The organism is Streptomyces sp. WAC04114 (genome assembly GCF_019733245.1).
GTDB classification, from domain to species: Bacteria; Actinomycetota; Actinomycetes; order Streptomycetales; family Streptomycetaceae; genus Streptomyces; species Streptomyces massasporeus_A.
In genome coordinates, this window is the sequence record NZ_JAIGQA010000019.1 from 21,164 (window position 1) to 46,772 (window position 25,609).

25 protein-coding genes and 1 tRNA gene are annotated in these 25,609 nt (G+C 71.3%); 14 read left to right on the forward strand and 12 right to left on the reverse strand.

Features of this window, described 5'->3' with window-relative positions; genetic code table 11:
* Positions 1 to 150: 150 nt before the first annotated feature.
* Both glpR and K4G64_RS08290 read left to right on the forward strand, forming a co-directional pair.
* Positions 151 to 1,308 carry a gephyrin-like molybdotransferase receptor GlpR gene (glpR, locus tag K4G64_RS08285; protein WP_221755378.1) on the forward strand — a complete coding sequence of 386 codons (1,158 nt, stop codon included), beginning with the start codon at positions 151 to 153 and terminating at the stop codon, positions 1,306 to 1,308.
* Positions 1,309 to 1,391: 83 nt separating this feature from the next.
* A tRNA-Ala gene (locus K4G64_RS08290) sits at positions 1,392 to 1,465 on the forward strand.
* 130 nt (positions 1,466 to 1,595) lie between these two features.
* On the opposite strand, the gene K4G64_RS08295 is transcribed toward K4G64_RS08290, so the two are convergent.
* Positions 1,596 to 2,084: a GNAT family N-acetyltransferase gene (locus K4G64_RS08295; RefSeq protein ID WP_221755379.1), complete on the reverse strand. Its 489-nt coding sequence runs from the start codon at positions 2,082 to 2,084 to the stop codon at positions 1,596 to 1,598.
* Between the two features lie 127 nt (positions 2,085 to 2,211).
* Here K4G64_RS08295 and K4G64_RS08300 point away from each other — a divergent pair, with 127 nt between their 5' ends.
* Positions 2,212 to 3,015, forward strand: a complete 804-nt coding sequence (locus K4G64_RS08300; RefSeq protein ID WP_221755380.1) for an exodeoxyribonuclease III — start codon at positions 2,212 to 2,214, stop codon at positions 3,013 to 3,015.
* 52 nt (positions 3,016 to 3,067) lie between these two features.
* Here the strand turns inward: K4G64_RS08300 and K4G64_RS39940 are convergent, their stop codons facing one another.
* Both K4G64_RS39940 and K4G64_RS08310 read right to left on the reverse strand, forming a co-directional pair.
* A complete protein-coding gene (locus K4G64_RS39940; protein ID WP_308122277.1) occupies positions 3,068 to 3,895 on the reverse strand; it encodes a recombinase family protein in 828 nt (275 codons plus the stop codon).
* Positions 3,896 to 4,261: 366 nt separating this feature from the next.
* Positions 4,262 to 4,906, reverse strand: coding sequence for a MerR family transcriptional regulator (locus K4G64_RS08310; RefSeq protein WP_374206386.1), 645 nt, complete (start codon positions 4,904 to 4,906; stop codon positions 4,262 to 4,264).
* A gap of 131 nt (positions 4,907 to 5,037) precedes the next feature.
* Between K4G64_RS08310 and K4G64_RS08315 the strand changes: the two genes are divergently transcribed.
* From K4G64_RS08315 to K4G64_RS08330, 4 genes are all read left to right on the forward strand, one after another.
* On the forward strand, positions 5,038 to 6,561 hold the full coding sequence (locus K4G64_RS08315) for an NAD(P)/FAD-dependent oxidoreductase (protein WP_221755381.1): 1,524 nt from the start codon (positions 5,038 to 5,040) through the stop codon (positions 6,559 to 6,561).
* Between the two features lie 5 nt (positions 6,562 to 6,566).
* Complete coding sequence (locus K4G64_RS08320; RefSeq protein ID WP_260460173.1) at positions 6,567 to 7,520, forward strand: alpha/beta fold hydrolase; 954 nt, start codon at positions 6,567 to 6,569, stop codon at positions 7,518 to 7,520.
* On the forward strand, positions 7,517 to 8,401 hold the full coding sequence (locus tag K4G64_RS08325; protein ID WP_221755382.1) for an SDR family oxidoreductase: 885 nt from the start codon (positions 7,517 to 7,519) through the stop codon (positions 8,399 to 8,401). The genes K4G64_RS08320 and K4G64_RS08325 overlap by 4 nt, the downstream gene beginning before the upstream one ends.
* Positions 8,402 to 8,477: 76 nt before the next feature.
* Positions 8,478 to 8,702 carry a hypothetical protein gene (locus K4G64_RS08330; protein ID WP_221755383.1) on the forward strand — a complete coding sequence of 75 codons (225 nt, stop codon included), beginning with the start codon at positions 8,478 to 8,480 and terminating at the stop codon, positions 8,700 to 8,702.
* Positions 8,703 to 8,770: 68 nt separating this feature from the next.
* On the opposite strand, the gene K4G64_RS08335 is transcribed toward K4G64_RS08330, so the two are convergent.
* Positions 8,771 to 12,022 (reverse strand): S41 family peptidase, encoded by a 3,252-nt coding sequence (locus K4G64_RS08335; protein ID WP_221755384.1) that lies wholly within the window; start codon positions 12,020 to 12,022, stop codon positions 8,771 to 8,773.
* Positions 12,023 to 12,177: 155 nt separating this feature from the next.
* On the opposite strand from K4G64_RS08335, the gene K4G64_RS08340 reads away from it, so the two are divergent.
* Positions 12,178 to 12,780, forward strand: coding sequence for a TetR/AcrR family transcriptional regulator (locus tag K4G64_RS08340; RefSeq protein WP_221755385.1), 603 nt, complete (start codon positions 12,178 to 12,180; stop codon positions 12,778 to 12,780).
* A 93-nt stretch (positions 12,781 to 12,873) separates the two neighbouring features.
* A complete protein-coding gene (locus tag K4G64_RS08345; protein ID WP_221755386.1) occupies positions 12,874 to 15,078 on the forward strand; it encodes an MMPL family transporter in 2,205 nt (734 codons plus the stop codon).
* 256 nt (positions 15,079 to 15,334) lie between these two features.
* Here the strand turns inward: K4G64_RS08345 and K4G64_RS08350 are convergent, their stop codons facing one another.
* Complete coding sequence (locus K4G64_RS08350) at positions 15,335 to 16,477, reverse strand: glutathione-independent formaldehyde dehydrogenase (protein ID WP_221755387.1); 1,143 nt, start codon at positions 16,475 to 16,477, stop codon at positions 15,335 to 15,337.
* 91 nt (positions 16,478 to 16,568) lie between these two features.
* Here K4G64_RS08350 and K4G64_RS08355 point away from each other — a divergent pair, with 91 nt between their 5' ends.
* From K4G64_RS08355 to K4G64_RS08370, 4 genes are all read left to right on the forward strand, one after another.
* On the forward strand, positions 16,569 to 16,754 hold the full coding sequence (locus K4G64_RS08355; RefSeq protein WP_190904492.1) for a hypothetical protein: 186 nt from the start codon (positions 16,569 to 16,571) through the stop codon (positions 16,752 to 16,754).
* Positions 16,755 to 16,798: 44 nt separating this feature from the next.
* Positions 16,799 to 17,314 (forward strand): YbaK/EbsC family protein, encoded by a 516-nt coding sequence (locus K4G64_RS08360; RefSeq protein ID WP_221755388.1) that lies wholly within the window; start codon positions 16,799 to 16,801, stop codon positions 17,312 to 17,314.
* Positions 17,311 to 18,156: a DMT family transporter gene (locus K4G64_RS08365; protein WP_221755389.1), complete on the forward strand. Its 846-nt coding sequence runs from the start codon at positions 17,311 to 17,313 to the stop codon at positions 18,154 to 18,156. Before K4G64_RS08360 ends, K4G64_RS08365 begins: the two co-directional genes overlap by 4 nt.
* A gap of 72 nt (positions 18,157 to 18,228) precedes the next feature.
* Complete coding sequence (locus K4G64_RS08370; RefSeq protein ID WP_189592239.1) at positions 18,229 to 18,504, forward strand: DUF1876 domain-containing protein; 276 nt, start codon at positions 18,229 to 18,231, stop codon at positions 18,502 to 18,504.
* A gap of 32 nt (positions 18,505 to 18,536) precedes the next feature.
* Here K4G64_RS08370 and K4G64_RS08375 read toward each other — a convergent pair whose 3' ends face one another.
* The 6 genes from K4G64_RS08375 to K4G64_RS08400 form a co-directional block, all read right to left on the reverse strand.
* Positions 18,537 to 19,700: a serine hydrolase domain-containing protein gene (locus K4G64_RS08375; protein WP_221755390.1), complete on the reverse strand. Its 1,164-nt coding sequence runs from the start codon at positions 19,698 to 19,700 to the stop codon at positions 18,537 to 18,539.
* Positions 19,701 to 19,743: 43 nt separating this feature from the next.
* Positions 19,744 to 20,190 (reverse strand): organic hydroperoxide resistance protein, encoded by a 447-nt coding sequence (locus K4G64_RS08380; RefSeq protein WP_221755391.1) that lies wholly within the window; start codon positions 20,188 to 20,190, stop codon positions 19,744 to 19,746.
* A gap of 103 nt (positions 20,191 to 20,293) precedes the next feature.
* Positions 20,294 to 20,755, reverse strand: a complete 462-nt coding sequence (locus K4G64_RS08385) for a MarR family winged helix-turn-helix transcriptional regulator (protein WP_221755392.1) — start codon at positions 20,753 to 20,755, stop codon at positions 20,294 to 20,296.
* 10 nt (positions 20,756 to 20,765) lie between these two features.
* The gene (locus K4G64_RS08390; protein ID WP_221755393.1) at positions 20,766 to 21,533 is read right to left on the reverse strand and encodes an energy-coupling factor ABC transporter ATP-binding protein; all 768 of its coding nucleotides are present in this window, start codon (positions 21,531 to 21,533) and stop codon (positions 20,766 to 20,768) included.
* Entirely contained in the window at positions 21,521 to 22,282 is a 762-nt protein-coding gene (gene cbiQ, locus K4G64_RS08395; RefSeq protein WP_221755394.1) for a cobalt ECF transporter T component CbiQ, read from the reverse strand. The genes K4G64_RS08390 and cbiQ overlap by 13 nt, the downstream gene beginning before the upstream one ends.
* Before the next feature lies 1 nt (position 22,283).
* Positions 22,284 to 23,348 (reverse strand): energy-coupling factor ABC transporter permease, encoded by a 1,065-nt coding sequence (locus K4G64_RS08400; RefSeq protein ID WP_221755395.1) that lies wholly within the window; start codon positions 23,346 to 23,348, stop codon positions 22,284 to 22,286.
* 168 nt (positions 23,349 to 23,516) lie between these two features.
* Here K4G64_RS08400 and K4G64_RS08405 point away from each other — a divergent pair, with 168 nt between their 5' ends.
* The gene (locus K4G64_RS08405; RefSeq protein WP_221755396.1) at positions 23,517 to 23,882 is read left to right on the forward strand and encodes an SsgA family sporulation/cell division regulator; all 366 of its coding nucleotides are present in this window, start codon (positions 23,517 to 23,519) and stop codon (positions 23,880 to 23,882) included.
* 33 nt (positions 23,883 to 23,915) lie between these two features.
* Here the strand turns inward: K4G64_RS08405 and K4G64_RS08410 are convergent, their stop codons facing one another.
* A complete protein-coding gene (locus tag K4G64_RS08410; RefSeq protein WP_221755397.1) occupies positions 23,916 to 25,583 on the reverse strand; it encodes a penicillin-binding transpeptidase domain-containing protein in 1,668 nt (555 codons plus the stop codon).
* Positions 25,584 to 25,609: the final 26 nt, after the last annotated feature.

Here is a 25,609-nt window from a genome sequence, read left to right on the forward strand (position 1 = left end):
GCCGGTGACCGTCTCAGGGCAATGAATTCCCGGCCTGGGCGGTCTGCTGATCGCATCGGTCACAAGAAAAGTTCGAAATATCAGCCAGATCGTGCGACACACCGACTCAATTGGCAGATGGCCTCACGCAAACCCCTCTACGGTGTGAGCGTGAGCAGCAGCGGCCTCATCTACGCAGTCATTGTCGGGGCCTGGGCCGCCTACTTGGTGCCGATGTGGCTCCGTAGGCAGGACGAGCTGAACGAGGCCCGTCCGACGGAACGCTTCAGCACCGCCATCCGGCTGCTGTCCGGACGGGCGGGAATGGAGCGCCGGTACGCCAAGGACCTGCGGGCGCGCTCCACCGACGAGGGGGAGCAGGACGCCGACGACCTGGACGCCGTCACCGACTCGGTGGACGTCCGGGCCTTCGCCGTGTCCAAGACCCGCCCGCAGACCCAGGCACCCGTACCGTCGCCCGCACCGAACGCGGCCGGTTCCGGCCGACCCCGGGAACGGGTACCGGCCGCCCGGCGCACCGCATCGGCGCAGGCGAACGAGGCGGCCGCAGCACGAGCCCGGCGCTCGAAGGTGCTCGCACGCCGCCGGCGCACCACCACCATGCTGTTCCTCGCCTTCACCCTCGGCGCGATCGTCGCGGCGGTCGGCGGCCTCGCGTTCCTCTGGGCCCCCGGCGTGCCCGCGGTCATGCTCAGCGTCTACATCGCCTACCTGCGCTCCCAGGAGCGCCGCCGCTTCGCCTACCAGATGGACCGCCGCATGGCCGAGGTCGCGGCCCAGCGCCTGCGGGAACGGCAGCGCCAGCCCCGCCGGCGCGCCCTGGCCGCCGACGAGAACGACGAACCGGAGGAGGGACCCGAGCCGGTGACCGACCCCGGCCTGTCGGCCCTCGCGGCGGACCGGCGCGCCCTCGTCGAGCAGACCGACCACGCCGAGTGGGTCGACCAGCAGCGCGAGCGGCAGCGGCGCCCCGGGCAGGGCGGCGACAGCTGGGAGCCGGTGCCGGTGCCCCTGCCGACGTACGTGACGGCCCCGGTCGCCCCGCGGGCCACCAGCGACGTGGACCTCGGCGCCCCCGACACCTGGAGCGCGGCCCGGTCGAGCACGGTCGCCCCGAACGCGGAGAACGAGCCCGCCGTGGATCACCACCCGGGCGAGCCGGACCCCTCCACCCCGGACACGGACGACGGCGACGGGCGCACCGACGCCCGCCGGGCGGCCTCCGCCCGACGGGCCCGCGAGCGCGGCCGCACCCCGCTTTTCGACCAGTACGAGGACGGGGAGCGCCCCCGGGCCGCCAACGAGTAGTCCCACGAAGCCGCAGGTGACCGCCCCTCGGGAACGGATTTCCAAGCAGGCCGATCGGGGTGCTAAAGTTTCACTCGTTGCAAGGGCCTGTGGCGCAGTCCGGTAGCGCACCTCGTTCGCATCGAGGGGGCCAGGGGTTCAAATCCCCTCAGGTCCACGCAGCTCAGAGCCCGGTCGGGAAACCGACCGGGCTCTGACGTATGTTCAGGGCCTGCTCGGGGAGCAACGGCGGTGGCGGCCCGCGCCGGGTGACACGGGCCACAGCCGGGACGGCTGCTGAACCTCCGTCAGCCGGCGAACCGCAGGTCCTTGGCGAAGCAGCGGCTCGCGTCGTGGAAGCGGTAGTAGCCGAACTTGGCGCACGGCTCGTAGCCGCTGGACGTGTACAGGGCGATGGCCTCCGGCTGCTTGGTGCCGGTCTCCAGGACCATCCGTGCGCGGCCGGCCGTGCGGGCGTCCTCCTCCAGTGCGGCCAGGATGCGGCGGGCGAGGCCCCGGCCGCGCATGCCGTCGGTCACATACATGCGCTTGAGCTCGGCGTCGCCGTCGAGGTTGCCCTCGTCGTTGGCGTCCTGGGCGCGCCAGCCACCCGATGCCACGGGGGTGCCGTCCTCGTCGTGCGCGATCAGGTAGGTGCCGTTCGGCGGGTCGAAGTCCGCGGCGGCCATGGGCGTGGCGTCGCCGTCGTCCCCGTAGCGGACGGCGTACTCGGCCTGGACCTGGTCGTTCAGCTTCAAGGCGTCGGGGTGGTCGAAGGAGACCCGGCGTATGTGCATGGCCGCTACCGTATTCGATCCGGAACTGGACCTTGTCCAGTGTGGGGGTATTGTGCCGGGGTGCTCACTGTGACCTCCGACAACGGGTCCTGCCGATGGGGTCGCCTGTGATGTCGAGGAGAGTGCTTTGCTGACAGTGACCTCTGTGAATGTGAACGGGCTCCGTGCCGCCGCGAAGAAGGGCTTCGTGGAGTGGCTCGCGGAGACCGAAGCCGACGTGCTGTGCCTCCAGGAGGTGCGGGCCGAGCCGGAGCAGCTGCCGGAGCACGTCCGTGCGCCCGAGGGGTGGCATGTGGTGCACGCGCCGGCGGCCGCCAAGGGACGGGCCGGGGTGTCCCTGTACAGCCGCCGCGAGCCCGACCGGGTGCGGATCGGCTTCGGGTCGGAAGAGTTCGACGGCAGCGGGCGGTATGTGGAGATCGACCTTCCGGGGGTCACCGTCGCTTCCCTCTACCTGCCCTCCGGCGAGGTCGGCACCGAGCGGCAGGACGAGAAGGAACGCTTCATGGGTGAGTTCCTCGCCCACCTCAAGGGGCTGCGGGAGCGCGCCGCCGCCGAGGGGCGCGAGGTGCTCGTGTGCGGCGACTGGAACATCGCCCACCAGCGGGCCGACCTGAAGAACTGGCGCGGCAACCAGAAGAGCTCCGGATTCCTGCCGGAGGAGCGGGAGTGGCTGACCCGGGTCTTCGACCGGGCCGACGGCGGATACGTCGACGTCGTCCGGGCACTGCACCCGGACACCGAGGGGCCGTACTCGTGGTGGTCGTATCGGGGGCGTGCGTTCGAGCGGGATACGGGTTGGAGGATCGATCTCGCCGTCGCGACCCCCGGGCTTGCCGAGAGGGCGGTCAAGGCGTTTGTGGAGCGGGCCGCCAGCCATGACAAGCGGTGGTCGGATCACGCTCCCGTGACGGTCGTCTTCGAGATGTGACACGGGGTGGGGTGCGCCGACCCATGGCGCACCCCAGGTGCCGTGAAACGGATCAGGGACGTGAGCCGACGGTGAAGGTCAGGCGGGAGGTATCGGGCCCGGCCAGTCGCTCCCGTCCGCCGCCCGACCGGCCCTTGGCGACTGTGACGCGAACGCCGTCCCTGAGAAGCTGCCCTCGAGTCACCTCACGGTCCGTGGCGAAAGCCTCGCGGTAGCGGTCGACGGTGAACTCGTCGAGCCAGCTGGCGCGGATGGAAGCGGGAGCGGAGCACGTCGTGCCGCGGGCAGAGGCGCGGCAGACGTAGTCGCCGTACGCATACGCCTTCCGTGTGGCGAAGTACATGCGGCCACCGCACCCGGTGCAGTGCGCGACCCCGATGAGCAGCGACGTCTCCCGGCGCTTGGGAGGGTTGCCGTTCGAGCGGGCATCGAGGGTGGCCTGGAGCGCCTGGAACTCCTCCTCGGTGAGCAGCGGGGGGCCGATCAGAACGGGTGAGCCGTCAGCGTCACGGACAGTCGCTCCCTTGTGTACCCGGTGGCCCATGAGCGCCGGGGTGCGGAGGATCTTGCACAGGCTGCCTGCTGTCCAGCGGAATCGCTCGAAGTCGCGTCCGTGGCGCCGCCCACCCGTGGGACGTCCCTGTAGGTGAGCGTGGCGGTCGCGAGGCACCAGCACTTCTGCGGTTTCGAGTTTTTGAGCAATGGCCACGAGGGACAGTCCCGAGTGGACGTCGTCCACGATCGCACGGACAACGGGGACGGTTTCCGGGTCGGGGGCAAGGCACCATCCGGTACCGGAGGGGTGCGGTGCCTTCTTGTACCCGAACGGAAACCAGGCCACCGCCGTATCTGCCTGTGGCGCGCAAGACTTCGTGGGCACTGGTGAGACGAGCGGAGATGGCGCGCGTCTCCTGCTCCGCAGCGTAGGCCAGCTTCATGCAAGGGCGGATCGCGTCGCTGTTCGCCTGCGGTGTGATCACGAGCGGCTCACGTTCTTCGGGCATCCCGAAGATGAGCGTCTTGGTGCGATGTCGGCTCCACTCGATCAACTCGGACATGTGGGCCACCGAGCGTACGGCGCGATACAAGTGTCGGCCACACCCCGGGACTGGTAGGACAGCCGCCGGGGCCTTTCGATCTCACTGTCGGAGTGCGAACACCGTTGCGTGGGCCTTTGCGTGCAAAGTGCCTCGATCGGGTGAATGACGCAGAGCGCGGGGGAGGTTTACGGCGCTCGCCTCGGACGTCAGCCCTGCCGGGTCATCCTCCGGTCCAACGCCAGCGACAGTTCCGCCTCCACCACGCTGCGGGCCAGGGGGCGCAGGCGGGGGAGGTCTTCGGGGGTGGCGTGGGCGAGGACCAGGTCGGTGAAGAGTTCGGCCAGGGCGTCGGCGTGGGTGCGGACCTGTTTGGCGGCTGCGAGGACCGCGGCGAGGGGGATGCCCTCGTGGACCAGGGCCGAGGAGACGTCGAGGAGGCGGCGGCTGACGTGGACGATCTCCTGGCCGTCGGTGCCGAGGTAGCCGAGGTCCATCGCGGCGGCGAGGTTCTCCGGGGTGGCCTCGCCCGCGAAGTGGTCGGCGAGTTCCTCGGGGGTGAGGTGGACCGGCTCTTCCTCGGTGGGGCCGCCGACGCCGAGCAGGTCGCCGACGTCGCGGCCGTGGTCGAAGGCCTCGGCCAGTTCCGCGATGCCGCTGAGGGTGTGGCCGCGCTCCAGCAGGGCCGTGATCGTGCGCAGCCGGGCCAGGTGGTGGTCGTCGTACCAGGCGATGCGGCCCTCGCGGCGCGGTGGCGGGATCAGTTTTCGTTCGCGGTAGAAGCGCAGGGTGCGCACCGTGATCCCGGCGAGGCGGGCCAGCTCTTCCATGCGGTATTCACGCTTCTCGGCCACCTGGGCACCTTAAGGCGTACCAGGGGTAACTTTCCTGGCCCCGCCCCCTACCCATCGGTACGCCGCTGCCCTACGCTCCCATTGCGCCAGTGTTCACTGGCGCGGTTCTCGTGGTGTGTGGAGGTGCGGGCATGGGCGAGCGCGAACACGAACATGTACGGGTCGCGGTGATCGGGTCCGGGTTCGGCGGGCTGGGGGCCGCCGTGCGGCTGCGCCGCGAGGGTGTCACCGACTTCGTCGTCCTGGAGCGGGCGAGCAGTGTCGGCGGCACCTGGCGGGACAACAGCTACCCGGGGTGTGCCTGTGACGTGCCGTCCCATCTGTACTCGTTCTCCTTCGCGCCCAACCCCGACTGGCCGCGTACCTTCTCGGGGCAGGAGCACATCCGCGCCTATCTGGAGCACGTGACGGACGTGTTCCGGCTGCGGCCGCACATCCGCTTCGACTCGGAGGTGAAGCGGATGGCCTGGGACGGCGAGCGGCTGTGCTGGGACATCGAGACCAGCAGCGGGAGCCTCTCGGCGGACTTCGTCGTGTCGGCCACCGGGCCCCTGTCCGACCCGAAGGTGCCGGACATCCCGGGCCTGGAGTCCTTCCCGGGCAAGGTGTTCCACTCCGCCCGCTGGGACCACGACCACGACCTGCGCGGCAAGCGCGTCGCCATGGTGGGCACCGGCGCCTCGGCCATCCAGATCGTGCCGTCCATCCAGCCCGACGTCTCCAGGCTCACCCTCTTCCAGCGCACCGCGCCATGGGTGATGCCCCGCATCGACCGGGCCATCAGCGACGCCGAGCGGTGGGTCCACCGGCGGCTGCCCTTCACTTCGCAGGTCCGGCGCGGACTGCTGTGGGGCATCCGGGAGTTGCAGGTCCAGGCGTTCACCAAGCGCCCGAACGAGCTCGGGTTCGTCGAGCAGCTGGCCAAGCGCAACATGGCCCGTGCCATCAAGGACCCGGCCCTGCGGGCGAAGCTCACCCCGGACTACCGCATCGGCTGCAAGCGGATCCTGCTGTCCAGCACGTACTACCCGGCGATCGCACAGCCCAACGTGGACGTCGTCGCCAGCGGCCTCGCCGAGGTGCGGGGCTCGACCCTGGTCGCCGCCGACGGCAGCGAGGCCGAGGTGGACGCGATCGTCTTCGGCACCGGCTTCCACGTCACCGACATGCCCATCGCCGACCGGGTGGTGGGCGCCGACGGGCGGACCCTCGCCGAGACCTGGAAGGGTGGCATGGAGGCCCTGCGCGGCGCCTCGGCGGCCGGCTTCCCGAACTGGATGACGGTCATCGGGCCCAACACCGGCCTGGGGAACTCCTCGATGATCCTCATGATCGAGTCCCAGCTGAACTACCTCGCCGACTACGTCCGTCAGCTGGACGTCCTCGGTGGCCGGGTCGCCCTGGATGCCCGTCCGGACGCCGTGCGCGCCTGGAACCACCGGGTGCAGGAGCGCATGAAGCGCACCGTGTGGAACACCGGCGGCTGCACCAGCTGGTACCTCGACGCGAGCGGCCGCAACACCACCATCTGGCCCGGCACGACCGCCGAGTTCCGGCGGGCGACGCGGCGGGTGGACCTCGCCGAGTACGACGTCCTGCGGGCGCCCGCGGCGAAGAAGACCACCGCTGCGGAGAAGGCGGAGGTGGACGCGTGAGCCGCCTGCTGCTCCCCCAAGCTCTCGGCTTCGCTCGAGCAGGGGGGACCCCCATCGACTCCGGGCCCTACGCCCCGCCCTCCCCGGCGCGTGAACTGACCGCCGTGTCCGCCGACGGCGCCCGGCTGCACGTGGAGGTGCACGGGCCCGAAGGCGCGCCCGCCGTCGTCCTCGCCCACGGCTGGACCTGCTCCACCGCCTTCTGGGCGGCGCAGATCCGCGACCTGGCGGCCGACCACCGGGTCATCGCCTACGACCAGCGCGGCCACGGACGCAGCCCCGCGAGCCCGGCGTGCAGCTCCGACGCGCTCGCCGACGATCTGGAAGCCGTCCTCGAGGCCACCCTCGCGCCCGGCGAACAGGCCGTGATCGCCGGGCACTCCATGGGCGGGATGACCGTGATGGCGGCCTCCGCCAGAGCCGCCTTCCGGGCGCACGCGGCCGCCGTCCTGCTGTGCAGCACGGGCAGTTCGCAGCTGGTCGCCGCCTCCACCGTCGTGCCCATGCGGGCCGGGCGGGTACGGACCTGGCTGACCCGGCGGATCCTCGGCTCCCGCGCCCCGCTCGGGCCGGTCACACCGCTGGCCCGCCGGATCCTCAAGTACGGCACGATGGGACCCGCTTCGGCCCCGCAGATGATCGAGGCCTGCGCCCGGATCGTGCACGCCTGCCCCCGCAAGGTCCGCCACTCCTGGTCGCAGGTGCTGGACCTGCTCGACCTCGACCACGGCGTGCGGGAGCTGGACGTGCCCACGGCCGTGATCGTCGGCACGGCGGACCGGCTGACACCGCCGGTGCAGGCCCGGGCCCTGGCCGCGGCGCTGCCGCGGTGCACGGGGGTTGTCGAACTGCCGGGCATCGGCCACATGACGCCCGTCGAGGCGCCCGAACTGGTCACCGCCACCGTTCGGGAACTCGTCCACGCACACATCCGGGTCGTATCCGAGGAGAGCGCATGAGCAGGGTGAGCCTCGAAGGCAAGGTCGCCGTGGTGACCGGGGCGGCGCGCGGCGTCGGGGAGTTGCTGGCCCGCAAGCTGTCCGCACGGGGCGTGAAGGTGGCCCTGGTCGGACTGGAGCCGGACGAACTGAAGCAGGTCTCCGGGCGGCTGCACAGCGAGAGCGACCACTGGCACGCCGATGTCACCGACCACGAGGCGATGGTCCGCGTCGCGGGCGAGGTCAAGGAGCGCTTCGGCCGGGTCGACATCGTCGTCGCCAACGCCGGTGTCGCCACCGGCGGTCCGTTCGCCGATTCCGACCCGGAGTCCTGGCGGCGGGTGATCGAGGTCAACCTGATCGGCTCGGCGGTGACCGGCCGCGCCTTCCTGCCGCTGCTGACGGAGAGCCGGGGCTATCTGCTGCAGATCGCGTCCCTCGCCGCGATCACGCCGGCGCCGATGATGACCGCGTACTGCGCGTCCAAGTCGGGCGTGGAGGCCTACGCGCACTGCCTGCGGGCCGAGGTCGGGCACCGGGGCGTGAAGGTGGGCGTCGGGTATCTGTCGTGGACCGACACCGACATGGTGCGCGGGGCCGATCAGGACGACGTCATGCGGGAGTTGAGGCAGCGGCTGCCCTGGCCGTCCAACAAGACGTACCCGCTGGGGCCGGCCGTGGACCGGCTGGTGGAGGGGATCGAGCGCCGGTCGAGCGCTGTGTACGGGCAGTGGTGGCTGCGCGGCATGCAGGGCGTGCGCGGCTATCTGCCCGGGGTCATCGGGACGGTCGGCCAGCGCGAGATGCGGCGGTTCGCGGACCGGCTGACGGGCATGCGCACGGGCCTGGTCGGAGCGGGTGGAGCGGCCGATGAACAGCAGCGGACTACGCTGCGTAAGTGATCGACATGCGCAGCGTCACGGCCCGTGTGAATCTGATCGAGCCAGATCCCCTCACCCCCAACGGGAGTGAACCCACATGGGTATGAAGGACCAGTTCCAGGAGAAGTCCGAGCAGTGGCAGAACCAGGCTCGCCAGAAGGCGGACCAGGCTCGCGAGCAGGTGCAGGGCCGCGGTCACCGGCGTGACGAGGACATGGACCCCTCGCACCCGCAGCGCGACCGTGAGCGCACCGAGCCGCAGCGCGACCGTGAGCGTGAGCGTGACCAGGAGGACCGCTTCGACCAGGACTACGACGCCTGACGTTGCGTGCCGAAGGGAAGGGGCTCCCCTGAGCGGGGCGCCCCTTTCCCCTTGTGCCGCCCGGGTGTTCAGGCCCTGGGCGGCAGCTTCGGGCGGGAGTGGTTCGGTACGTCGCTGTAGGTCGGCGGTGTCGCGGGCGGGTTGGTCTCCAGCAGTCCGAGCGCCAGCTCCACCGCGTCGGTCAGCTGGGCGTGCCGGCCCTCGGCCCAGTCCAGCGGGGTGCGCAGGACGTCGATGTCGGGGGCGACGCCCTTGTTCTCCACCGACCAGCCGTACGCGTCGAACCAGGCGGCGTTCATCGGCACCGTGATCACCGTGCCGTCGCCCAGTTCGTGGCGGCCGGTCATGCCGACCACGCCGCCCCAGGTGCGCTGTCCCACGACCGGGCCGAGCTTCAGCAGCTTGAACGCGGCGGTGATCATGTCGCCGTCGGAGGAGGTCGCCTCGTCCGCCAGCGCCACGAGCGGGCCGCGCGGCGCGTTCGAGGGGTAGGACACCGGCTGGGCGTCGCGGGTCAGGTCCCAGCCCACGATCGTCCGGCTCAGTGTCTCGACGACCAGCTCGCTGATGTGGCCGCCCGCGTTGCCGCGCACGTCCACGATCAGCGCCGGGCGGGACACCTCCATGCGCAGGTCGCGGTTGAACTGCGCCCAGCCCGAACCGCCCATGTCCGGGATGTGCAGATAGCCGCAGCGTCCGCCGCTCAACTCGCGTACCACGGCACGGCGTTTGGCCACCCAGTCCTGGTAGCGCAGGGGCCGTTCGTCGACGAGCGGGACGACGGCGACCCGGCGCGGCGGCCCCTGGCCCTCCGCCGAGTCCCCGGCCGGGGTGAAGGTCAGCTCCACCGTCGTGCCGCCCGCGCCGGCCAGCAGCGGATACGGGCCCGCGTCCGGGTCCACCGGGCGGCCGTCGACGTGGGTCAGGATCGCGCCCTCCCGGATGCCCGTGCCGGCCAGCGGGGAGCGGGCCTTGGAGTCGGAGGAGTCGCCGGGCAGGATCCGCTTGACCACCCAGCCGCCGTCCCGGCGTACGAAGTTGGCGCCCAGCAGGCCCTGCCGGCGCTGGTAGTGCGGCGGGCCCTCGTTGCGCCGGGAGGCGGTGACGTAGGCGTGGGAGGTGCCCAGCTCGCCGAGGACCTCGCGGAGCAGGTCGGCGAACTCGTCGGGGGAGGCGACCCGTTCGACCAGGGGGCGGTACTGGTCCAGCACGCCGTCCCAGTCGATGCCGCACATGTGCGGCTCCCAGAAGTAGGCCCGGATCAGCCGCCCGGCCTCCTCGTACGACTGCCGCCACTCCGCCGCCGGGTCGACCACGTGCAGGATGCGGCGCGCGTCGATCCACACGGTGGAGTCGCTGTCGCCCGGCTCGTTGGCCGGCACCGCGCGCAGTTCGCCCTCGTCGACGACGACCAGCCGGCTGCCGTCGCCGCTGACCGCGAACCAGTCGAGGTGCTGGGCGAGTTCGGACTTCCTGGCCTTGGTGATGGAGAAGTGCTCCAGGGTCGGCCGGCCGCTGGTGTCGTCCGGGTTGGCGAAGGTCTCGCCGAGGGCGCCCGAGATCGGCCAGCGCAGCCACACCAGCCCCCCGCCCGCGACCGGGTGCAGCGCCGAGTACTTGGAGGCGGCCACCGGGGACGGCGTGACGCGGCTCTCCAGCCCCTCGATCTCGACGGTCACGGCCCCGTTGGCGCCGTTCTCGTCGTTCTCGTCGTCCTCGACCGGGTCCAGGCCCCCGGCGGCCGGGCGGCCCTCGGGGTTCACGGCGAACGGGGAGGGCGTCGCGGAGGACAGCGGCACGAGGTAGGGGCGGCAGCCCAGCGGGAAGGACAGGTCGCCGGTGTGCACGTCGTAGACGGGGTCGAAGCCGCGCCAGGACAGGAAGGCGAGGTAGCGGCCGTCGCGGGTGAAGACCGGGTTCTCGTCCTCGAAGCGGCCGCCTGTGACATCGACGATCAGCCGGTCGGCGAGCCGGGCCATCTTGATCTGCCGCAGGGTCCGTCCGATGCCCGGGTGCGACCAGGTGAGCCACGCCCCGTCCGGGGAGAACGCGAGGTCGCGCACGGGCCCGTTGATCGACCGGATCAGCTCGGTGACCTCGCCGCCGGAGTCCTCGGTGACGTCGACGAGGAGGAGCCGGCCGTCGTGCGAGGCGATCGCGAGCCGCTCGCCGTCGGGGTCCGAGACCAGCTCGCGCACCCGGCCCAGCCGACTCGCGGCCAGCCGCCGGGGCGCACGGGCTCCGCTCGCCCTGGGCAGGAAGGCGATCTCGACGGCGTCGTCGCCCTCGGCGTCCGTCACGTAGGCCACCCGCCCGCTCCCGCCGAGCATCTCCGGCATCCGGACCCGGACACCCGGGGTGTCGGTGAGGGTGCGGGCCGGGCCGTCGCGGTGGGTCAGCCAGTACAGGCTGCCGCGCACGACGACGGCGCTGGCCCGCCCGGTCTCGTCGACCGAGAGCCCGTCGACGTGCCGGGACGCGGCCACCTGGTAGGGGCGCCGCCCGGCCCGCGGCCCGCTCAGCCGTACGTCCAGCCGGCGCGGCACGGAGTCCGGGGACAGGTCGTCGACGATCCACAGATCGCCCGCGCACTGGTAGACGACGCGGGTGCCGTCGCTGGCGGCGTGCCGGGCGTAGAAGGCGTCGTGGTCGGTGTGCCGGCGCAATGAGGAGCCGTCGGGGGCGCAGGAGTAGAGGTTGCCGACGCCCTCGTGGTCGGAGAGGAACGCGATGCGGCCGCCGACGAACATGGGGGAGTGCAGGTGGCCGCCGAGGCCCTCGAGCAGCCGTTCGCCGTGCAGCCAGAGCCTGCCCGTGGCGCCGCCGCGGTAGCGCTTCCAGGCGGCCGGTTCGTGCGGTGGGGTGCCGGTGAGGAGGAGGGATCTGCGCTCCCCGTCCACGTCGGCGACCTGGATGTCGGAGACCGGCCCCCAGGGCAGTTTGCGGCCCGGGTCGCCTGTCGGGGCGACCTTGTAGGCCCAGGTGAAGAAGGAGAACGGCTCGCCGTGCGAGGCCACGGCCAGGATCTCGCCGTCCGGGGTCCAGCCGCAGACCCGGGTGTCGGCGCTGCCCCAGTGGCTCACCTGGCGGCCTGGGCCGCCGTCCACCGGGACGACATGGACCTCGGGCACCAGGCTGCGCCAGCTCGTGTACGCGAGGTGGCGGCCGTCGGGCGAGAAGCGCGGGTGGCCCAGTTTGGTGCGGTCGACGGTGAGCCGCCAGGCGCGGCCGGGGGTGTCGAGCGGGGCGAGCCAGAGGTCGTCCTCGGCCACGAAGCACAGCAGGTCGTCATGGAGGTGAGGCAGGCGCAGATAGGTCACGTCCTCATGCTTTGCCGGGGGACGGACCTGGGCAAGTCAAGGCAAATCCGCAGTCGTGGCGCGGCACACGTACGAAACGGTTTCGTTTCTGTGGAGACTGCGCTACCTTGGGGGCGTACGAAACCGTGTCGTTCGGATGCAGGAAGGTGAGAGAGATGGCTGAGGTCGCCGCCGCGCGTCGCAGTCGGATCACCCCCGAGCGTGAGGCCGAGCTCTACGCGGCCGTGCTCGACCTGCTCCGGGAAGTCGGCTACGACGCCCTCACCATGGACGCCGTGGCAGCCCGCACCCGCTCCAGCAAGGCCACGCTCTACCGCCAGTGGGGCGGCAAGCCGGAGCTGGTGGCGAAGGCGATCCGGCACAACAAGCCGGGCAACATCGCCGACGTCGACACCGGGTCCCTGCGGGGCGACCTCCATGCCCTCACCGCACGTGAGGACGACTGCGCCATGCAGCAGAACGCCGCGCTGATGCGGGGCCTGTTCATGGCGGTGCACGCCAACCCGGACCTCCTCCAGGCCTTCAAGGAACTGCTCATCGAGCCGGAGATGGAGGAGTTCCAGCGCGTGGTGCAGCGCGCCGTCGACCGCGGCGAGATCCGCGCCGACCGCCCGGCACTCGACTTCGTCGTGCACATGCTCGTGGGGGCATTCGCCACCCGCACGCTGATCGACGACCAGCCACCGACACAGGCCTTCCTCACCTCGTACATCGACGCCGTGGTCCTCCCCGCCCTCGGCGTACGCACCACCGACTAGTCCCCTGAGCTAGCCCCTACCTGACGTACCGCTCACGTCGTCGGGCTGATCACCCCTGCCCTGAAGACCCCACGACTGACCGGGAGGGCCCTCGTGGCCACATTCCTCTACAAACTCGGCCGGCTCTCGTTCCGGCGGCGGCACTTCGTCGCCCTGATATGGGTGGCCCTGCTGACCCTCGCCGGTGTCGGCGCCGCCAGCGCCCCCGCCGCGGGCAACAGCTCGTTCTCCATCCCCGGCACCGAGGCCCAGAAGGCCTTCGACCTGCTGGAGCAGCGCTTCCCGGGCACCAGCGCCGACGGGGCCACCGCACGCGTCGTCTTCAAGGCGCCGAGCGGCGAGAAGATGACCGACCCCGGCAACAAGGCGACGGTCCAGGACACGGTGAAGGAGCTGTCCGACGGCTCCGAGGTCGTCCGTGTCACCGACCCGTACCGGGCGAAGGCCGTCAGCAAGGACGGCACGATCGCGTACGCGCAGGTGTCGTACAAGGTCTCCGGCATGGAGCTGGACGACGCGGCGAAGGACGCCCTCGAGGACAGCGCGCAGGACGCGCGCAAGGCCGGGCTGACCGTCGAGATCGGTGGCGACGCCCTCCAGGCGGTGCCGCACACCGGCTCCAGCGAGATCATCGGCATCGCGGTCGCCGCGGTCGTCCTGGTCATCACCTTCGGCTCGCTGGTCGCGGCCGGTCTGCCGCTGCTGACGGCGCTCATCGGCGTGGGCATCGGCGTCTCCGCGATCACGGGCCTGGCCAGTGCGCTGGACCTGGGTACGACCACCTCCACCCTGGCGATGATGATCGGCCTGGCCGTCGGCATCGACTACGCGCTGTTCATCGTCTCCCGCTACCGCGCCGAACTGGCCGAGGGCCGCGAGCGCGAGGAAGCGGCCGGCCGGGCCGTCGGCACGGCGGGCTCCGCGGTCGTCTTCGCGGGTCTGACCGTGGTGATCGCCCTGGTGGGCCTGTCCGTCGTCAACATCCCGATGCTGACGAAGATGGGCATCGCGGCGGCGGGCACGGTGGCCATCGCGGTGCTGATCGCCCTGACGATGGTCCCGGCCCTGCTCGGCTACGCGGGCCGCAGGGTGAAGCCGATGGGGGAGAAGGGCAAACTCCTCGGCCGGACCGCGAAGCAGAAGCCGGAGCGCCCCAACCTGGGCACCCGCTGGGCGAGCTTCGTCGTCCGCCGCCCGCTCGCGGTCCTGCTGCTCGGCGTCATCGGCCTCGGCGCGGCGGCCGTCCCGGCGACCTCCCTCGAACTGGGCCTGCCCGACGACGGCTCCCAGCCCACCTCCACCACCCAGCGCCGCGCCTACGACCTGCTGTCCGAGGGCTTCGGGCCGGGCTTCAACGGCCCGCTGATGGTCGTCGTCGACGCGAAGAACAGCGACGACCCGAAGGCGGCCTTCACCGAGACCGGCGACGCGATCAAGGGCCTGAAGGACGTCGTCACGGTCACACCGGCGCAACCCAACAAGGCCGGCGACACCGCCACCATCACCGTCATCCCCGGCTCCAAGCCCTCCTCCGTCACCACGGAGAACCTGGTCCACGGCATCCGGGACGCGGGCGCGGACATCAAGGCCGACACGGACGCGGGCGTCCTGGTCACCGGCAGCACGGCGATGAACATCGACGTCAGCGAGAAGCTCAACGACGCCCTCGTGCCGTATCTGGTGCTGGTCGTCGGACTGGCCTTCCTCCTGCTGATCGTGGTCTTCCGCTCGATCCTCGTCCCGCTGAAGGCGGCCCTGGGCTTCCTGCTGTCGGTGATGGCGGCCCTCGGCGCGGTCGTCGCGGTCTTCCAGTGGGGCTGGCTGTCCGGCCTGATGGGCGTGGAGCAGACCGGGCCGGTCATGTCGATGATGCCGATCTTCATGGTCGGCGTGGTCTTCGGCCTGGCGATGGACTACGAGGTGTTCCTCGTGACCCGGATGCGGGAGGCCTACGTCCACGGTGAGAAGCCCGCGCAGGCCGTGGTCACCGGGTTCCGGCACGGCGCCCGGGTCGTCACCGCCGCCGCGGTCATCATGATGGCCGTCTTCGCCGGCTTCATCGGCTCGTCCGAGTCGATGGTCAAGATGATCGGCTTCGGCCTCGCGATCGCGGTCTTCTTCGACGCGTTCATCGTCCGCATGGCCATCGTCCCGGCCGTCCTGGCCCTCCTCGGCCGCACGGCCTGGTGGCTCCCGAAGTGGCTCGACCGCGCGCTGCCCAACGTCGACGTGGAGGGCGAGGGTCTGCGCGCCGCCTCCGGCGACGACGACGGAGACCGGGAACTGGTCCGCGTCTGACCGCTCGGGAGGGACCGGCCGGTGAGGGCACCGTGGGGACGGAGCGCCCTCACCGGCCCGTCACATGTCCACGTGGGCGTCGTTCCTGACGTACGTCACCGACTGACTGTCGGGGCCGCCCGCTTCTTCCTCGTGCTGGAGCGAGGTGAGTCAAGGGTCCCGCAGGGCCATCGCCGCTGGCGACGCGTAGCGCCCTCTACTCGGCTCGCGGAGGCACGACACTGGCCGAAGAAGCGGGCGGTCCCACCCGGGCTTCTCAGGCCGCCTGTGGGTGGAGGACCACCTTCGTGTAGCCCTCGACGCGCTTGTCGAACTTCTCGTATGCCGACGGCGCCTGGTCGAGCGGCAGTTCGTGCGAGACGACGAAGCTGGGCTTCGCCCGATCCTCGATGATCATGTCCCGCAGGTGGCGGTTGTACCGCTTGACGTTGCACTGCCCGGTGCCCATGCGGAGCCCCTTCTCGAAGAGGCGTCCGACGGCCACCATCAGCATGCCCTTCTTGGACTGCTCGTCCGGACCGCCCGGGTCGCTCGGGACGTACAGGCCGGGCACCCCGAGAGCACCTGTCGGCCGGACCGTGTCGACCAGGGAGTTCAGTACGATCGCCGGTTCCTCACGGTCCTCGCCCTGCGCCTGTGCCTGGTAGCCCACGGCGTCGATGCCCTTGTCGGTTCCCTCGCCGCCGGTCTGCTCCTTGATCTGTTGCGCCGGGTTGCCCTGGGTGAAGTCGATCGGGATCGCTCCGATCTCCCGCGCCTTCTGGAGGCGTTCCGCCACCCGGTCGACCACGAACACCTTGCTCGCACCGCGCAGCATCGCGGAGTAGGCCGCCATCAGCCCGACCGGGCCGGCGCCGTAGACGGCGACCGACTCACCGGGGCGCACGTCGGCCAGTTCGTTGCCGTGGTAGCCCGTCGGGAAGATGTCCGCGAGCAGGACGAAGTCGGTCTCCTTCTCGTTGCCCTCCGGAAGCTTGAGGCAGTTGAAGTCGGCGTACGGGACGCGGATGTACTCCGCCTGGCCTCCGGTGTAGGGCCCCATCGCGACATAGCCGTAGGCGCCGCCGGCGAAGCCCGGGTTCACCGTCAGGCAGAAGCCCGTGAAACCCGCCGAACAGTTCTTGCAGAACCCGCAGGCCACGTTGAACGGCATGACCACCCGGTCGCCCTTGTTGAGGCTGGTGACCCCCTCTCCTGTCTCCTCGATCACTCCGAGGTTCTCGTGGCCGAACACGATGCCCGGCTCCGCGGCCGTGCGGCCCTCGTACATGTGCAGGTCGGAGCCGCAGATGGCCGTTGACGTGACCCGGACGAGCACATCGTTCGGGTGCTGGATCCGTGGATCCTCCACTTGCTCTATCGCTACCTCGAAGGGCCCCTTGTACACGACAGCCCTCATCGTCAAGCACCTCCGTCTGTGCAGTGGCTCATATACCAGGCTGGTGCATGATGAGACGATTTGCATCTATAGGAGAAAGGACGTGAGGGTTTTGTCTCGTCGTATCGGCACCCTTCTCGTGGCGGTCTCCGGGCTGTCCGGCACCACCTACCCGGTCGGAACCCGCGTGGCCATCCGGGGCAACGGCGGATCCGTCGACGGCTTCGTCGACGGTGACTGGCTGCCGCTCGCCTGGTGGGAGTTCGCGGACGTCCGGCCGGAGGACACCACCAGCTGAAACGGCCTCGCGTGTCTTCTACACGTACCGCTAGCGTGCAGGGCATGACGACGACAGCCGCCACTGACGCCGAGGGCTCCGGAGCCCACCCCCGATTCGCCGAAGCCCTGCGGGAGCTCGGGATCGGACACCTCGTGGAGCAGGTGCGCCGGTTCCCGGACGCCACCCGCACCGCCACCGAGGCCGCCGCCGCGGTCGGCTGCGAGCTGAGCCAGATCTGCAAGTCGCTGATCTTCGCGGCGGACAGCGTTCCGGTGCTCGTGCTCATGGACGGGGCCTCCCGGGTCGACCTGGAGCTCGTCCGCAAGGAGCTCGGTGCCGACAAGGTCACCCGGGCCAAGGTGGACGTCGTCCGGGAGACCACCGGGTACGCCATCGGCGGCGTGCCGCCCTTCGGGCACAAGACCAGGACCCGGGTGCTCGCCGACCGCTCCCTGCTGGAGCACGACGTCGTCTGGGCCGCGGCCGGTACGCCGTACGCCGTGTTCCCCATCGCGCCCGAGGACCTCGTCGCCCACGCCGGCGGCACCCTGGTGGACGTGCGCGAGCGCACCGCGTGACCCCACTGGTCACCACAGCCGTTCTGTTCGCCGCCGTCACCCACGCCAGCTGGAACGCCATCGCCCACAAGATCACCGACAAGCTGGCCGGGTTCGCGCTGATCTCGGGCGGCGGCGTCCTGATCGGGCTGGCCCTCGCGCCCTTCGTGGCGTTCCCCGCGGCCGGGGCATGGCCGTATCTGCTCGCCTCCGCCGCCGTCCACATCGCCTACTACGCCCTGCTGATGAAGTCCTTCCGGCTGGGCGACTTCGGGCAGGCCTACCCCATCGCCCGGGGCACCGCGCCCCTCGTCGTGACCGTGCTCGCCGCGCTCTTCGCACACGAGGTGCCCGACGGGTGGGCCGCCGCCGGGATCGCCCTGTCGTGCGCGGGGCTGACCGGCGTCGCCCTGTGGGGACTGCGCGGACGGCGGCCCGACTGGGCGGCGATCGGCGCGGCCCTGGCGACCGGGCTGACCATAGCCGTGTACACCGTCCTCGACGGGCTGGGCGTGCGGGCCTCCGGGTCCTCCCTCGGGTACATCGCCTGGCTGATGGCGGTCCAGGGGGTCGTCATCCCGGCGTACGCCGCGTGGCACTGGCGCGGGAGGACCGTCGCCCTGCTGCGGCCGTTCGCCGGGGTCGGACTGATCGGCGCCGCGCTGTCCGTCGCCGCCTACGCCCTCGTCCTGTGGGCGCAGACCAAGGCCGAACTCGCCCCCATCGCGGCCCTGCGCGAGTCGTCGGTCATCGTCGGCGCGGCGATTGGGGCCGTGTTCTTCAAGGAACGGTTCGGGGCGCCGAGGATCGCGGCGGCCGGGCTGCTGGTCGTCGGGATCGGGCTGATGCTGCACGCCGGATAGGTCGCTGTCAGGCGGGTGCGTCCGGCCCGGGCGAGGAGCACCCTGGAACTAAGCGTTCCGGAGGTGATCGTCATGATGCACACCACTGTGGGGTGGCACGTCGAGATGGAGTTCACGGAGGACGACCAGCACACGAAGGCGGCCGCGATGGTCCGCCTTCCCGACGGCAGCGAGGTACGGGCGCACGGGCACGCCAGCCGGCACCAGACCGACGCGAATCAGCCGCGGGTCGGGGAGGAGATCGCCGGGGCCCGGGCGCTCAACGAACTGGCCATGGCGTTGCTGACCAAGGCCCACGAGGAGATCGACCAGGCGTCCGGCCGGACCTCCCACCCCATCCACGTCTAGGGGGCACAGGGGCTGTAGGACCCGTGCGGGCCTTACGGCCCCAGCACTCCGCGCACCGCCCGCACCAGCCCCTGCGCCCGCGGGTCCGCCGTCACCGTCTTGCGGAAGCCGTTGGTGACGTAGCCGAAGGCGATCCCCGTTTCCGGGTCGGCGAAACCGAGGGCGCCGCCGCGGCCCGGGTGGCCGAAGGAACCCGGGGTGAGGAACGGCGAGGCGCTGCCGTGCAGCATGTAGCCCAGGCCGAAGCGGGTGCCGACCACCAGGACCCGGTCGGGGCCCGCCGACTCCTCGGCCCGGGCCAGTTCCACCGTCTGAGGCGTGAAGAGGCGCGGGGCGCCGGCCGTGTCGCCGATCAGGGTCGCGTAGAAGCGGGCCAGCCCGTCCGCCGTCGCCATGGCGTTGGTCGCCGGGAGGGCGGACGCGCGGTAGGCGGGGTCGTTCTGGTCCGGAAACGGGGAGATCGCGGCGAACGCCCGGCGGGTCAGGGAGGCCGGGTCCTCGTAGGCCTCGGTGACCGAGCGCTTCGGGCGGGCCCGCAGGCCCCCGGTCGGCTCGGCCCCCTCGACGCGGCCCACGCGCCCGACCCGGCCGGCCTCCGACTGCGGCAGACCGAGCCAGAGGTCGAGGCCCAGCGGGCCGGTGACTTGCGACGCGAGCCACTGGCCGGTGCCCTGCCCGGTGACGCGCCGCACCAGTTCGTCGAGCAGCCAGCCGTAGGTGAGCGCGTGGTAGCCGTGGTCGGTGCCGGGCTCCCAGGCCGGGGCCTGCGCCGCGACCGCCGCCGGTCCCCGCAGCGGATCGAGGGCCTCCTGCGGGGTGAGCGGCCGGTCGAGGACCGGCAGCCCGGCCCGGTGGTTGAGCACGTGCCGGACCAGCACCCGCTCCTTGCCCTGCGCCTTGAACTCCGGCCAGTAGTGCCCCACCGGCGCGTCCAGATCGAGCTGCCCGCGCTGGTGCAGCAGCAGGAGTACGGCCGCCGCGACACCCTTCGTCGCCGAGCGCACGACCTGGGCCGTGCCGCGCTCCCAGGGAGCTGTGCCGTCGATGTCCTTGGTGCCGCCCCACAGGTCGACGACCTTGTGCCCGTCCCGGTAGACGGCGACCGCCGCGCCCCGGTCCCCGAGCGTCTCGAAGTTCCGTACGAACGCTTCCCTGACCGGCTCGAAGCCCTCGGCGACCGTGCCGTTCACGTCCACGTCCGTACTCCTCCTGCTGCCGCTGCGCTCGTCGTGATCCCCTCTAGCCAAGCAGGATGCTCACGTCGATGTTCCCGCGGGTCGCGTTCGAGTACGGGCAGATCTCGTGGGCCGCGTCCACCAGCCTGGTCGCGAGGTCCGGGTCGACGACCGGCAGGGAGACGGTGAGGGCGACCGCGAGACCGTAGCCGCGCTGCCGGTTGGGGCCGATGCCGACCTTCGCGGCGACGGTGGAGCCGGCCAGGTCGTAGCCCTCGCGGTTGCCCACGAGGATCAGGGCGTTGTGGAAGCAGGCGCTGTAGCCGGCCGCGAAGAGCTGCTCCGGGTTGGTGCCGTTGCCGTCGCCGCCGAGCTGCGGGGGCATCGCGACCTTGAGTTCGAGATGGCCGTCCTGGCTGGTGACGTAACCCTCGCGACCGCCGTGAGCGGTGGCCTCCGCCACGTACATGATCTTCGTCGGGCGGCTGTCGACGGCGGGGCCGTCAGTCATGCTGTCCTCCCCCGGGAACCAGGTGTGCACAAACACATCGTGCACAAGGTACTGGCCGGTATGCATGGGTGGGTACCAGGGGGTGGGCAACCGGGGGTAACCCTCAGCGGGCCCGGTTGGCCGCCGACTCCGCACGCTCGGCCAGCCGCCACAGCTCCGCACGCAGCCGTCCGGTCTCGGCGGCATCGAACCCGGTCGCCGTGAGCAGCGCGCCGGGCACTCGCCCCGCGCGTTCCCGGAGTTCCTCCCCGCGCCCCGTCACGGCCACGAGCACCGACCGCTCGTCCCGCGCCGACCGCTCACGCCGGACCAGACCGGCCGCCTCCAGCCGCTTCAGCAGCGGCGAGACCGTGCCGTAGTCGAGACGCAGGGCCGCGGCCAGCTCCTTGACGGTGATCTCGCCGCGCTCCCACAGGACCAGCAGCACGAGGTACTGGGGGTAGGTGAGGCCCAGCTCGTCGAGGAGCGGGCGGTACGCCGCCGTCACCGCGCGCTGGGCGGCGTACAGCGCGAAGCACAGCTGCTCGTCCAGCAGCGGCGGTCCGTCGCTCTCCTCGTTGGTCACGCGCCCATTGTCACGGACGGGCCGCGGCCGCCGGGACGGAACGCGGATCGAAACCGAACGGCAGCTCCAGGCGGTGGGCCCGCATCAGCTCCTCGTCGGACAGCAGCTCGCCGGTCGGCCCGTCGGCCGCGATCACCCCGTCGCTGAGAATCAGGGAGCGCGGGCACAGCTCCAGCGCGTAGGGCAGGTCGTGCGTGACCATCAGCACGGTCACGTCCAGGGACCGCAGGATGTCCGCCAGTTCGCGGCGGGAGGCGGGGTCGAGGTTGGAGGAGGGCTCGTCCAGGACGAGGATCTCCGGCTCCATCGCCAGCACGGTCGCGACCGCCACCCGGCGGCGCTGCCCGAAGGACAGGTGGTGCGGCGGGCGGTCCTTGAACCCCGCCATGCCGACCCGCTCCAGCGCCCGGTCCACGCGCTCCTCCAGCTCGGGCCCCTTCAGCCCGGCCGCCGCCGGCCCGAACGCCACGTCCTCCCGGACGGTCGGCATGAACAGCTGGTCGTCCGGGTCCTGGAACACGATGCCGACCCGGCGCCGGACCTCGGCCATGTTCCGCTTGTCCACGGGCAGCCCGGCGACCCGCACCGTGCCGGCGCCGCCGGTCAGGATGCCGTTGAGGTGCAGCACGAGGGTCGTCTTGCCGGCGCCGTTCGGCCCGAGCAGCGCGACCCGCTCACCGCGCGCGACCGAGAAGTCGACGCCGAAGAGGGCCTGGTGTCCGTCGGGGTAGGCGAAGGCGAGGCCGGAGACCTCCAGAGAAGCAGTCACAGGGTCCATCCCAGCAGACAGACGAGCAGGGCGGCGCAGGGGAGGGTGAAGGCGTACGACCACTGCGCCCGGGACGCGGTCACCTCGTCGATGACCGGCATGGAACCGGCGTAGCCGCGGCTGACCATGGCCAGGTGCACGCGCTCGCCGCGCTCGTAGGAGCGGATGAACAGCGCGCCCGCCGACTTGGCGAGGACGCCCCAGTGCTTCACGCCGCTCGCCTCGAAGCCGCGTGACTCCCGGGCGATCCGCATGCGCCGCATCTCGTCGGTGATGACGTCGCCGTAGCGGATCATGAAGGACGCGATCTGCACCAGGAGCGGCGGGAGCTTGAGGCGTTGCAGGCCGAGGAGCAGTTCGCGCAGCTCGGTCGTGGCGGCGAGCAGCACCGAGGCCGCGACGCCGAGCGTGCCCTTGGCGAGCACGTTCCAGGCGCCCCACAGGCCGTTCACGCTCAGGGACAGGCCGAGGACGTCGACCCGCGCGCCCTCCGCCACGAACGGCATGAGCACCGCGAACGCGACGAACGGCACCTCGATCAGCAGCCGCCGGAGCAGGAAGCCGGCGGGCACGCGCGCGAGGTACGCGACGGCCCCGAGCAGTACGGCGTACAGCCCGAACGCCCACATCGCCTCGCGCGGCGTCGACACCACGACCACCACGAAGGCGAACACGGCCGCGAGCTTGGTGTGCGGCGGCAGGCCGTGCACGGGTGAGTGCCCGTGCCGGTACAGCTTGTGCGCGTGCCCGGCGCCCATGTCAGACGCTCGTCGTGCTGGTCGTCTCCGATGGGGAGGCGTCGTCCGTACGGCGGCGGCGCACGGCCCAGAACACGCCGGTGCCCGCGACGACCGTGACGCCCACGCCGATGACGCCCGCGAGCCCCCCGGACAGGCGGGCGTCGTCGACGTCCTTGACGCCGTAGTCGGCGAGCGGGGAGTCGGCGACCGTGTGCTCCTCGGCCTTCTTGTCGATGCCGTGGTCGCCGGCGACCTTCTCCAGGCCGTCCGGATCGGCGGAGGCGTAGAAGCTGACGAATCCGGCCAGGAGCAGGGAGGTGACCAGGCCGGCGGCCCACACCTTGCGGTGCGAGGTCCGGGCGGCCACCGGCGCGGGCGCGGGCTCGGCGCCGGGAGCGTCGACGAGCTCGCCGTTGACCCGCAGCTTCAGCTTCTGCGTCAGCCCGCGCGCCCCGTACACCAGGTCCGGGCGTACGGCGATGACCGCGCCGACGGTCAGCGCGGTGATCACGGCCTCACCGATGCCGATGAGGATGTGCACGCCGACCATGGCGGTGGCGACCTTGCCGATGGAGACGTCGGTGGTGCCGCCGATCGCGTACATCAGCGTGAAGGCCAGCGCGGCGGCCGGGACGGAGACCAGGGCGGCGACGAACGAGGCCACCGTGACCGACCGGCGGGTGCGGGGCAGCACCTTCACCAGGCCGCGGAAGAGGGCGTAGGCGACGACCGTCGTGACGATCGCCATGTTGGTGATGTTGACGCCGAGCGCGGTCAGGCCGCCGTCCGCGAACAGGATGCCCTGCATCAGCAGGACGACGGAGACGCACAGGACCCCGGTGAAGGGGCCGACGAGTATCGCCGCCAGCGCGCCACCGAGCAGATGGCCGCTGGTGCCCGCCGCGACGGGGAAGTTCAGCATCTGCACGGCGAAGATGAATGCCGCGACGAGTCCGGCCAGCGGCGCCGTGCGCTCGTCGAGTTCGCGCCGTGCGCCGCGCAGGCTCACGGCGACGGCGCCCGCGGCGATCACGCCGGTGGCGGCTGAGGTGGGCGCGTCGATGAATCCGTCAGGTACATGCACCGTTCGATGATGTGGCTTGATGCGAACGATGTGCAAGAGCGTGCGGCTCGTTTTATCTCACGTGCGAGATATCGGTTCAGAAGGGCGTAATAGGGAAAATATGTGACATTGGAGGAAGGGTGGACGGAGAGTTTCCACTCGCATTGCGCACGGTGAAGGGGCCGTCCGATGTCCGTAGTCGAGCAGTACGCGCGAGCCCACATCGTCTCGGACGCGGCGGTGCCGCTCGTCGACGAGCTGGAGGCGGTTCCGGTCACCCTTCGGTACGACCCCGACCACGATCCCCGTTCGGTACGCATGACCCTGCCCGGCAGCGGCGGGCACGAGTGGGTCTTCGGCCGCGATCTGCTGGAGGAGGGGCTGCGGGCCCCCGCCGGGAGCGGCGAGGTGCGGGTGTGGCCGTGCGGCCGGGTGCAGGTCGTCGTGGAGTTCCACTCCGCGCACGGTGCGTCGGTGGTGCAGTTTGAGCGGCAGGCGCTGCTGCGGTTCCTGCGGCGGACGTACATGGCCGCCGCCGAACCCGTGACGCACTGAACCCGCGCCCCCGCTCGTCGTCTGCCGGGGTGTTCAGCCGCCCGCTTTCAGTAGCGCCGCCACGATCGGGCCGGCCGTCGAGCCGCCGTGCCCGCCCTGCTGGACGACACCCGCGGCGGCCAGGTCGCCCCGGTAGGCCGTGAACCAGCCGTTCGGCTTCTTCTGCCCGTCGACCTCGGCCGATCCGGTCTTCGCGCCGACGTCGCCGCTCACCCCGGCCATCGCCTCCGCGGCCGTGCCGTACGCGGCCGTGTACGACATCAGCTCACGCAGCTGGGACAGGGTGCTCGCCGGCATCGTGCGCGCGGCCTTCGCCAGCTTGCGTCCGTCGACGTCCGGGGAGACCAGATAGGGCTGGTGGAAGGTGCCGGACTTGACCGTCGCCGACACCGACGCCATGTTCAGCGGGTTCATGCGGACCCCGCCCTGCCCGATCAGCGAGGCGCCCATCTGGGCCGCCGACTGCACCGGCACGGCGCCGTCGAAGGTCGGCACACCGATGGCCCAGTTGTTCAGCCCCAGGCCGTAGACCTGCTGGGCCTCCTTGGTCAGGTCGTCGTCCTTCAGCTTGGGCGCCTGGCTGATGAAGGCCGTGTTGCAGGAGCGGGCGAAGCTCGCCTTGAAGGTGCCGTTCTTGATCTCGAACTTGTCGTCGTTCTGGAACTTCCAGTGGCCGTACGTGAAGTACTTCGGGCACGGGTGCTTCTTGTCGGCCGAGGCCAGGCCCTTCTCCAGCAGCAGCGAGGAGGTGATGACCTTCATCGTGGAGCCGGGGGCCAGGGAGCCCTGGAACGCTGTGTTGAAGCCGGGGGAGGCGTTGGCGGCGGCCAGGATCTCGCCGGTCGACGCGCGCAGCAGCACCACCGACGAGCGCGCCTTCTTCCCGACCTGCTTCTCGGCGGCCGCCTGCAGCGCCGGGTCCAGTGTGGTCTTCACCGTGCCGGGCGTGCCCTCACTCAGCTCCAGCAGGGTCTTGTCGGAGAGGTCCTTCGCCTTGGCGGCCTTGCCGCGCACGACCCGGAGCTCGATACCGGCCTTGCCGCCCGCCCTCTTGCCGTACTTCTCGCGCAGTCCGTCCAGGATCGGGCCGATGGACGCGTACTTCTGCTTGGTCAGCTCGCCGCCGTCCCGGTCGAGGGCCTTGACCGGGGGCGTGCCCGCCTCGCCGGTGACCAGCTCGTCGCCGTCCCTGAGGTCCGGGTGGACGACCGCGGAGTTCCAGTCGACCAGGGGCTTTCCGTCGGCGGTGCGGCGCGTGACGGTCAGTGCGCTGTCATACGTCAGCGGCTTGTCGGTGCCCTTGTAGGACACCGTGCCCTTGACGGAGAACGGCACCTTGTCGCCGGTGGGCTTGCCCGGGGTGAGGGTGACGTCCTTGATGTGGGCGTCCTTGGTGTAGCCGGTGAGCAGCGGCCGGGCCGCGGAGGGGTCGTCGGTGACCGCGGCGGCCTGGGGAACCTTTCCGGACTGCCAGGCGGTGAGGAAGGCGCGGGCGGTGGTGGTGACCTCGGCCGGCGACAGCGGGCCGGTCTTCACCTCGGCCTTCCCGTCCGATGCCCGCGTCCCGTCGTCGGCAGCGGCGCCGCCGCCGTACAGCGCGTAGGCCCCGGCCCCGGCGCCCACGACGACCACGGCGATCACCCCGCCGATCACGGCGGGTCTCGACTTCCGTCGCTCGGCGACGCGCCTTCTGTTGCCCACTGCTGTTCTTTCCTCCGCGAATCCCC

Bases quoted from the DNA above. Each gene is read 5' to 3' on its own strand.
- K4G64_RS08380 (WP_221755391.1), bottom strand. From the start codon at position 20,190: ATGACTGACGGCCCCGCCGTCGACAGCCGCCCGACGAAGATCATGTAC.
- K4G64_RS08325 (WP_221755382.1), top strand. From the start codon at position 7,517: ATGAGCAGGGTGAGCCTCGAAGGCAAGGTCGCCGTGGTGACCGGGGCG.
- K4G64_RS08405 (WP_221755396.1), top strand. From the start codon at position 23,517: ATGTCCGTAGTCGAGCAGTACGCGCGAGCCCACATCGTCTCGGACGCG.
- K4G64_RS08340 (WP_221755385.1), top strand. From the start codon at position 12,178: ATGGCTGAGGTCGCCGCCGCGCGTCGCAGTCGGATCACCCCCGAGCGT.
- K4G64_RS08350 (WP_221755387.1), bottom strand. From the start codon at position 16,477: ATGAGGGCTGTCGTGTACAAGGGGCCCTTCGAGGTAGCGATAGAGCAA.
- K4G64_RS08390 (WP_221755393.1), bottom strand. From the start codon at position 21,533: ATGGACCCTGTGACTGCTTCTCTGGAGGTCTCCGGCCTCGCCTTCGCC.
- K4G64_RS08330 (WP_221755383.1), top strand. From the start codon at position 8,478: ATGGGTATGAAGGACCAGTTCCAGGAGAAGTCCGAGCAGTGGCAGAAC.
- K4G64_RS08370 (WP_189592239.1), top strand. From the start codon at position 18,229: ATGATGCACACCACTGTGGGGTGGCACGTCGAGATGGAGTTCACGGAG.
- cbiQ (WP_221755394.1), bottom strand. From the start codon at position 22,282: ATGGGCGCCGGGCACGCGCACAAGCTGTACCGGCACGGGCACTCACCC.
- K4G64_RS08360 (WP_221755388.1), top strand. From the start codon at position 16,799: ATGACGACGACAGCCGCCACTGACGCCGAGGGCTCCGGAGCCCACCCC.
- K4G64_RS08295 (WP_221755379.1), bottom strand. From the start codon at position 2,084: ATGCACATACGCCGGGTCTCCTTCGACCACCCCGACGCCTTGAAGCTG.
- K4G64_RS08315 (WP_221755381.1), top strand. From the start codon at position 5,038: ATGGGCGAGCGCGAACACGAACATGTACGGGTCGCGGTGATCGGGTCC.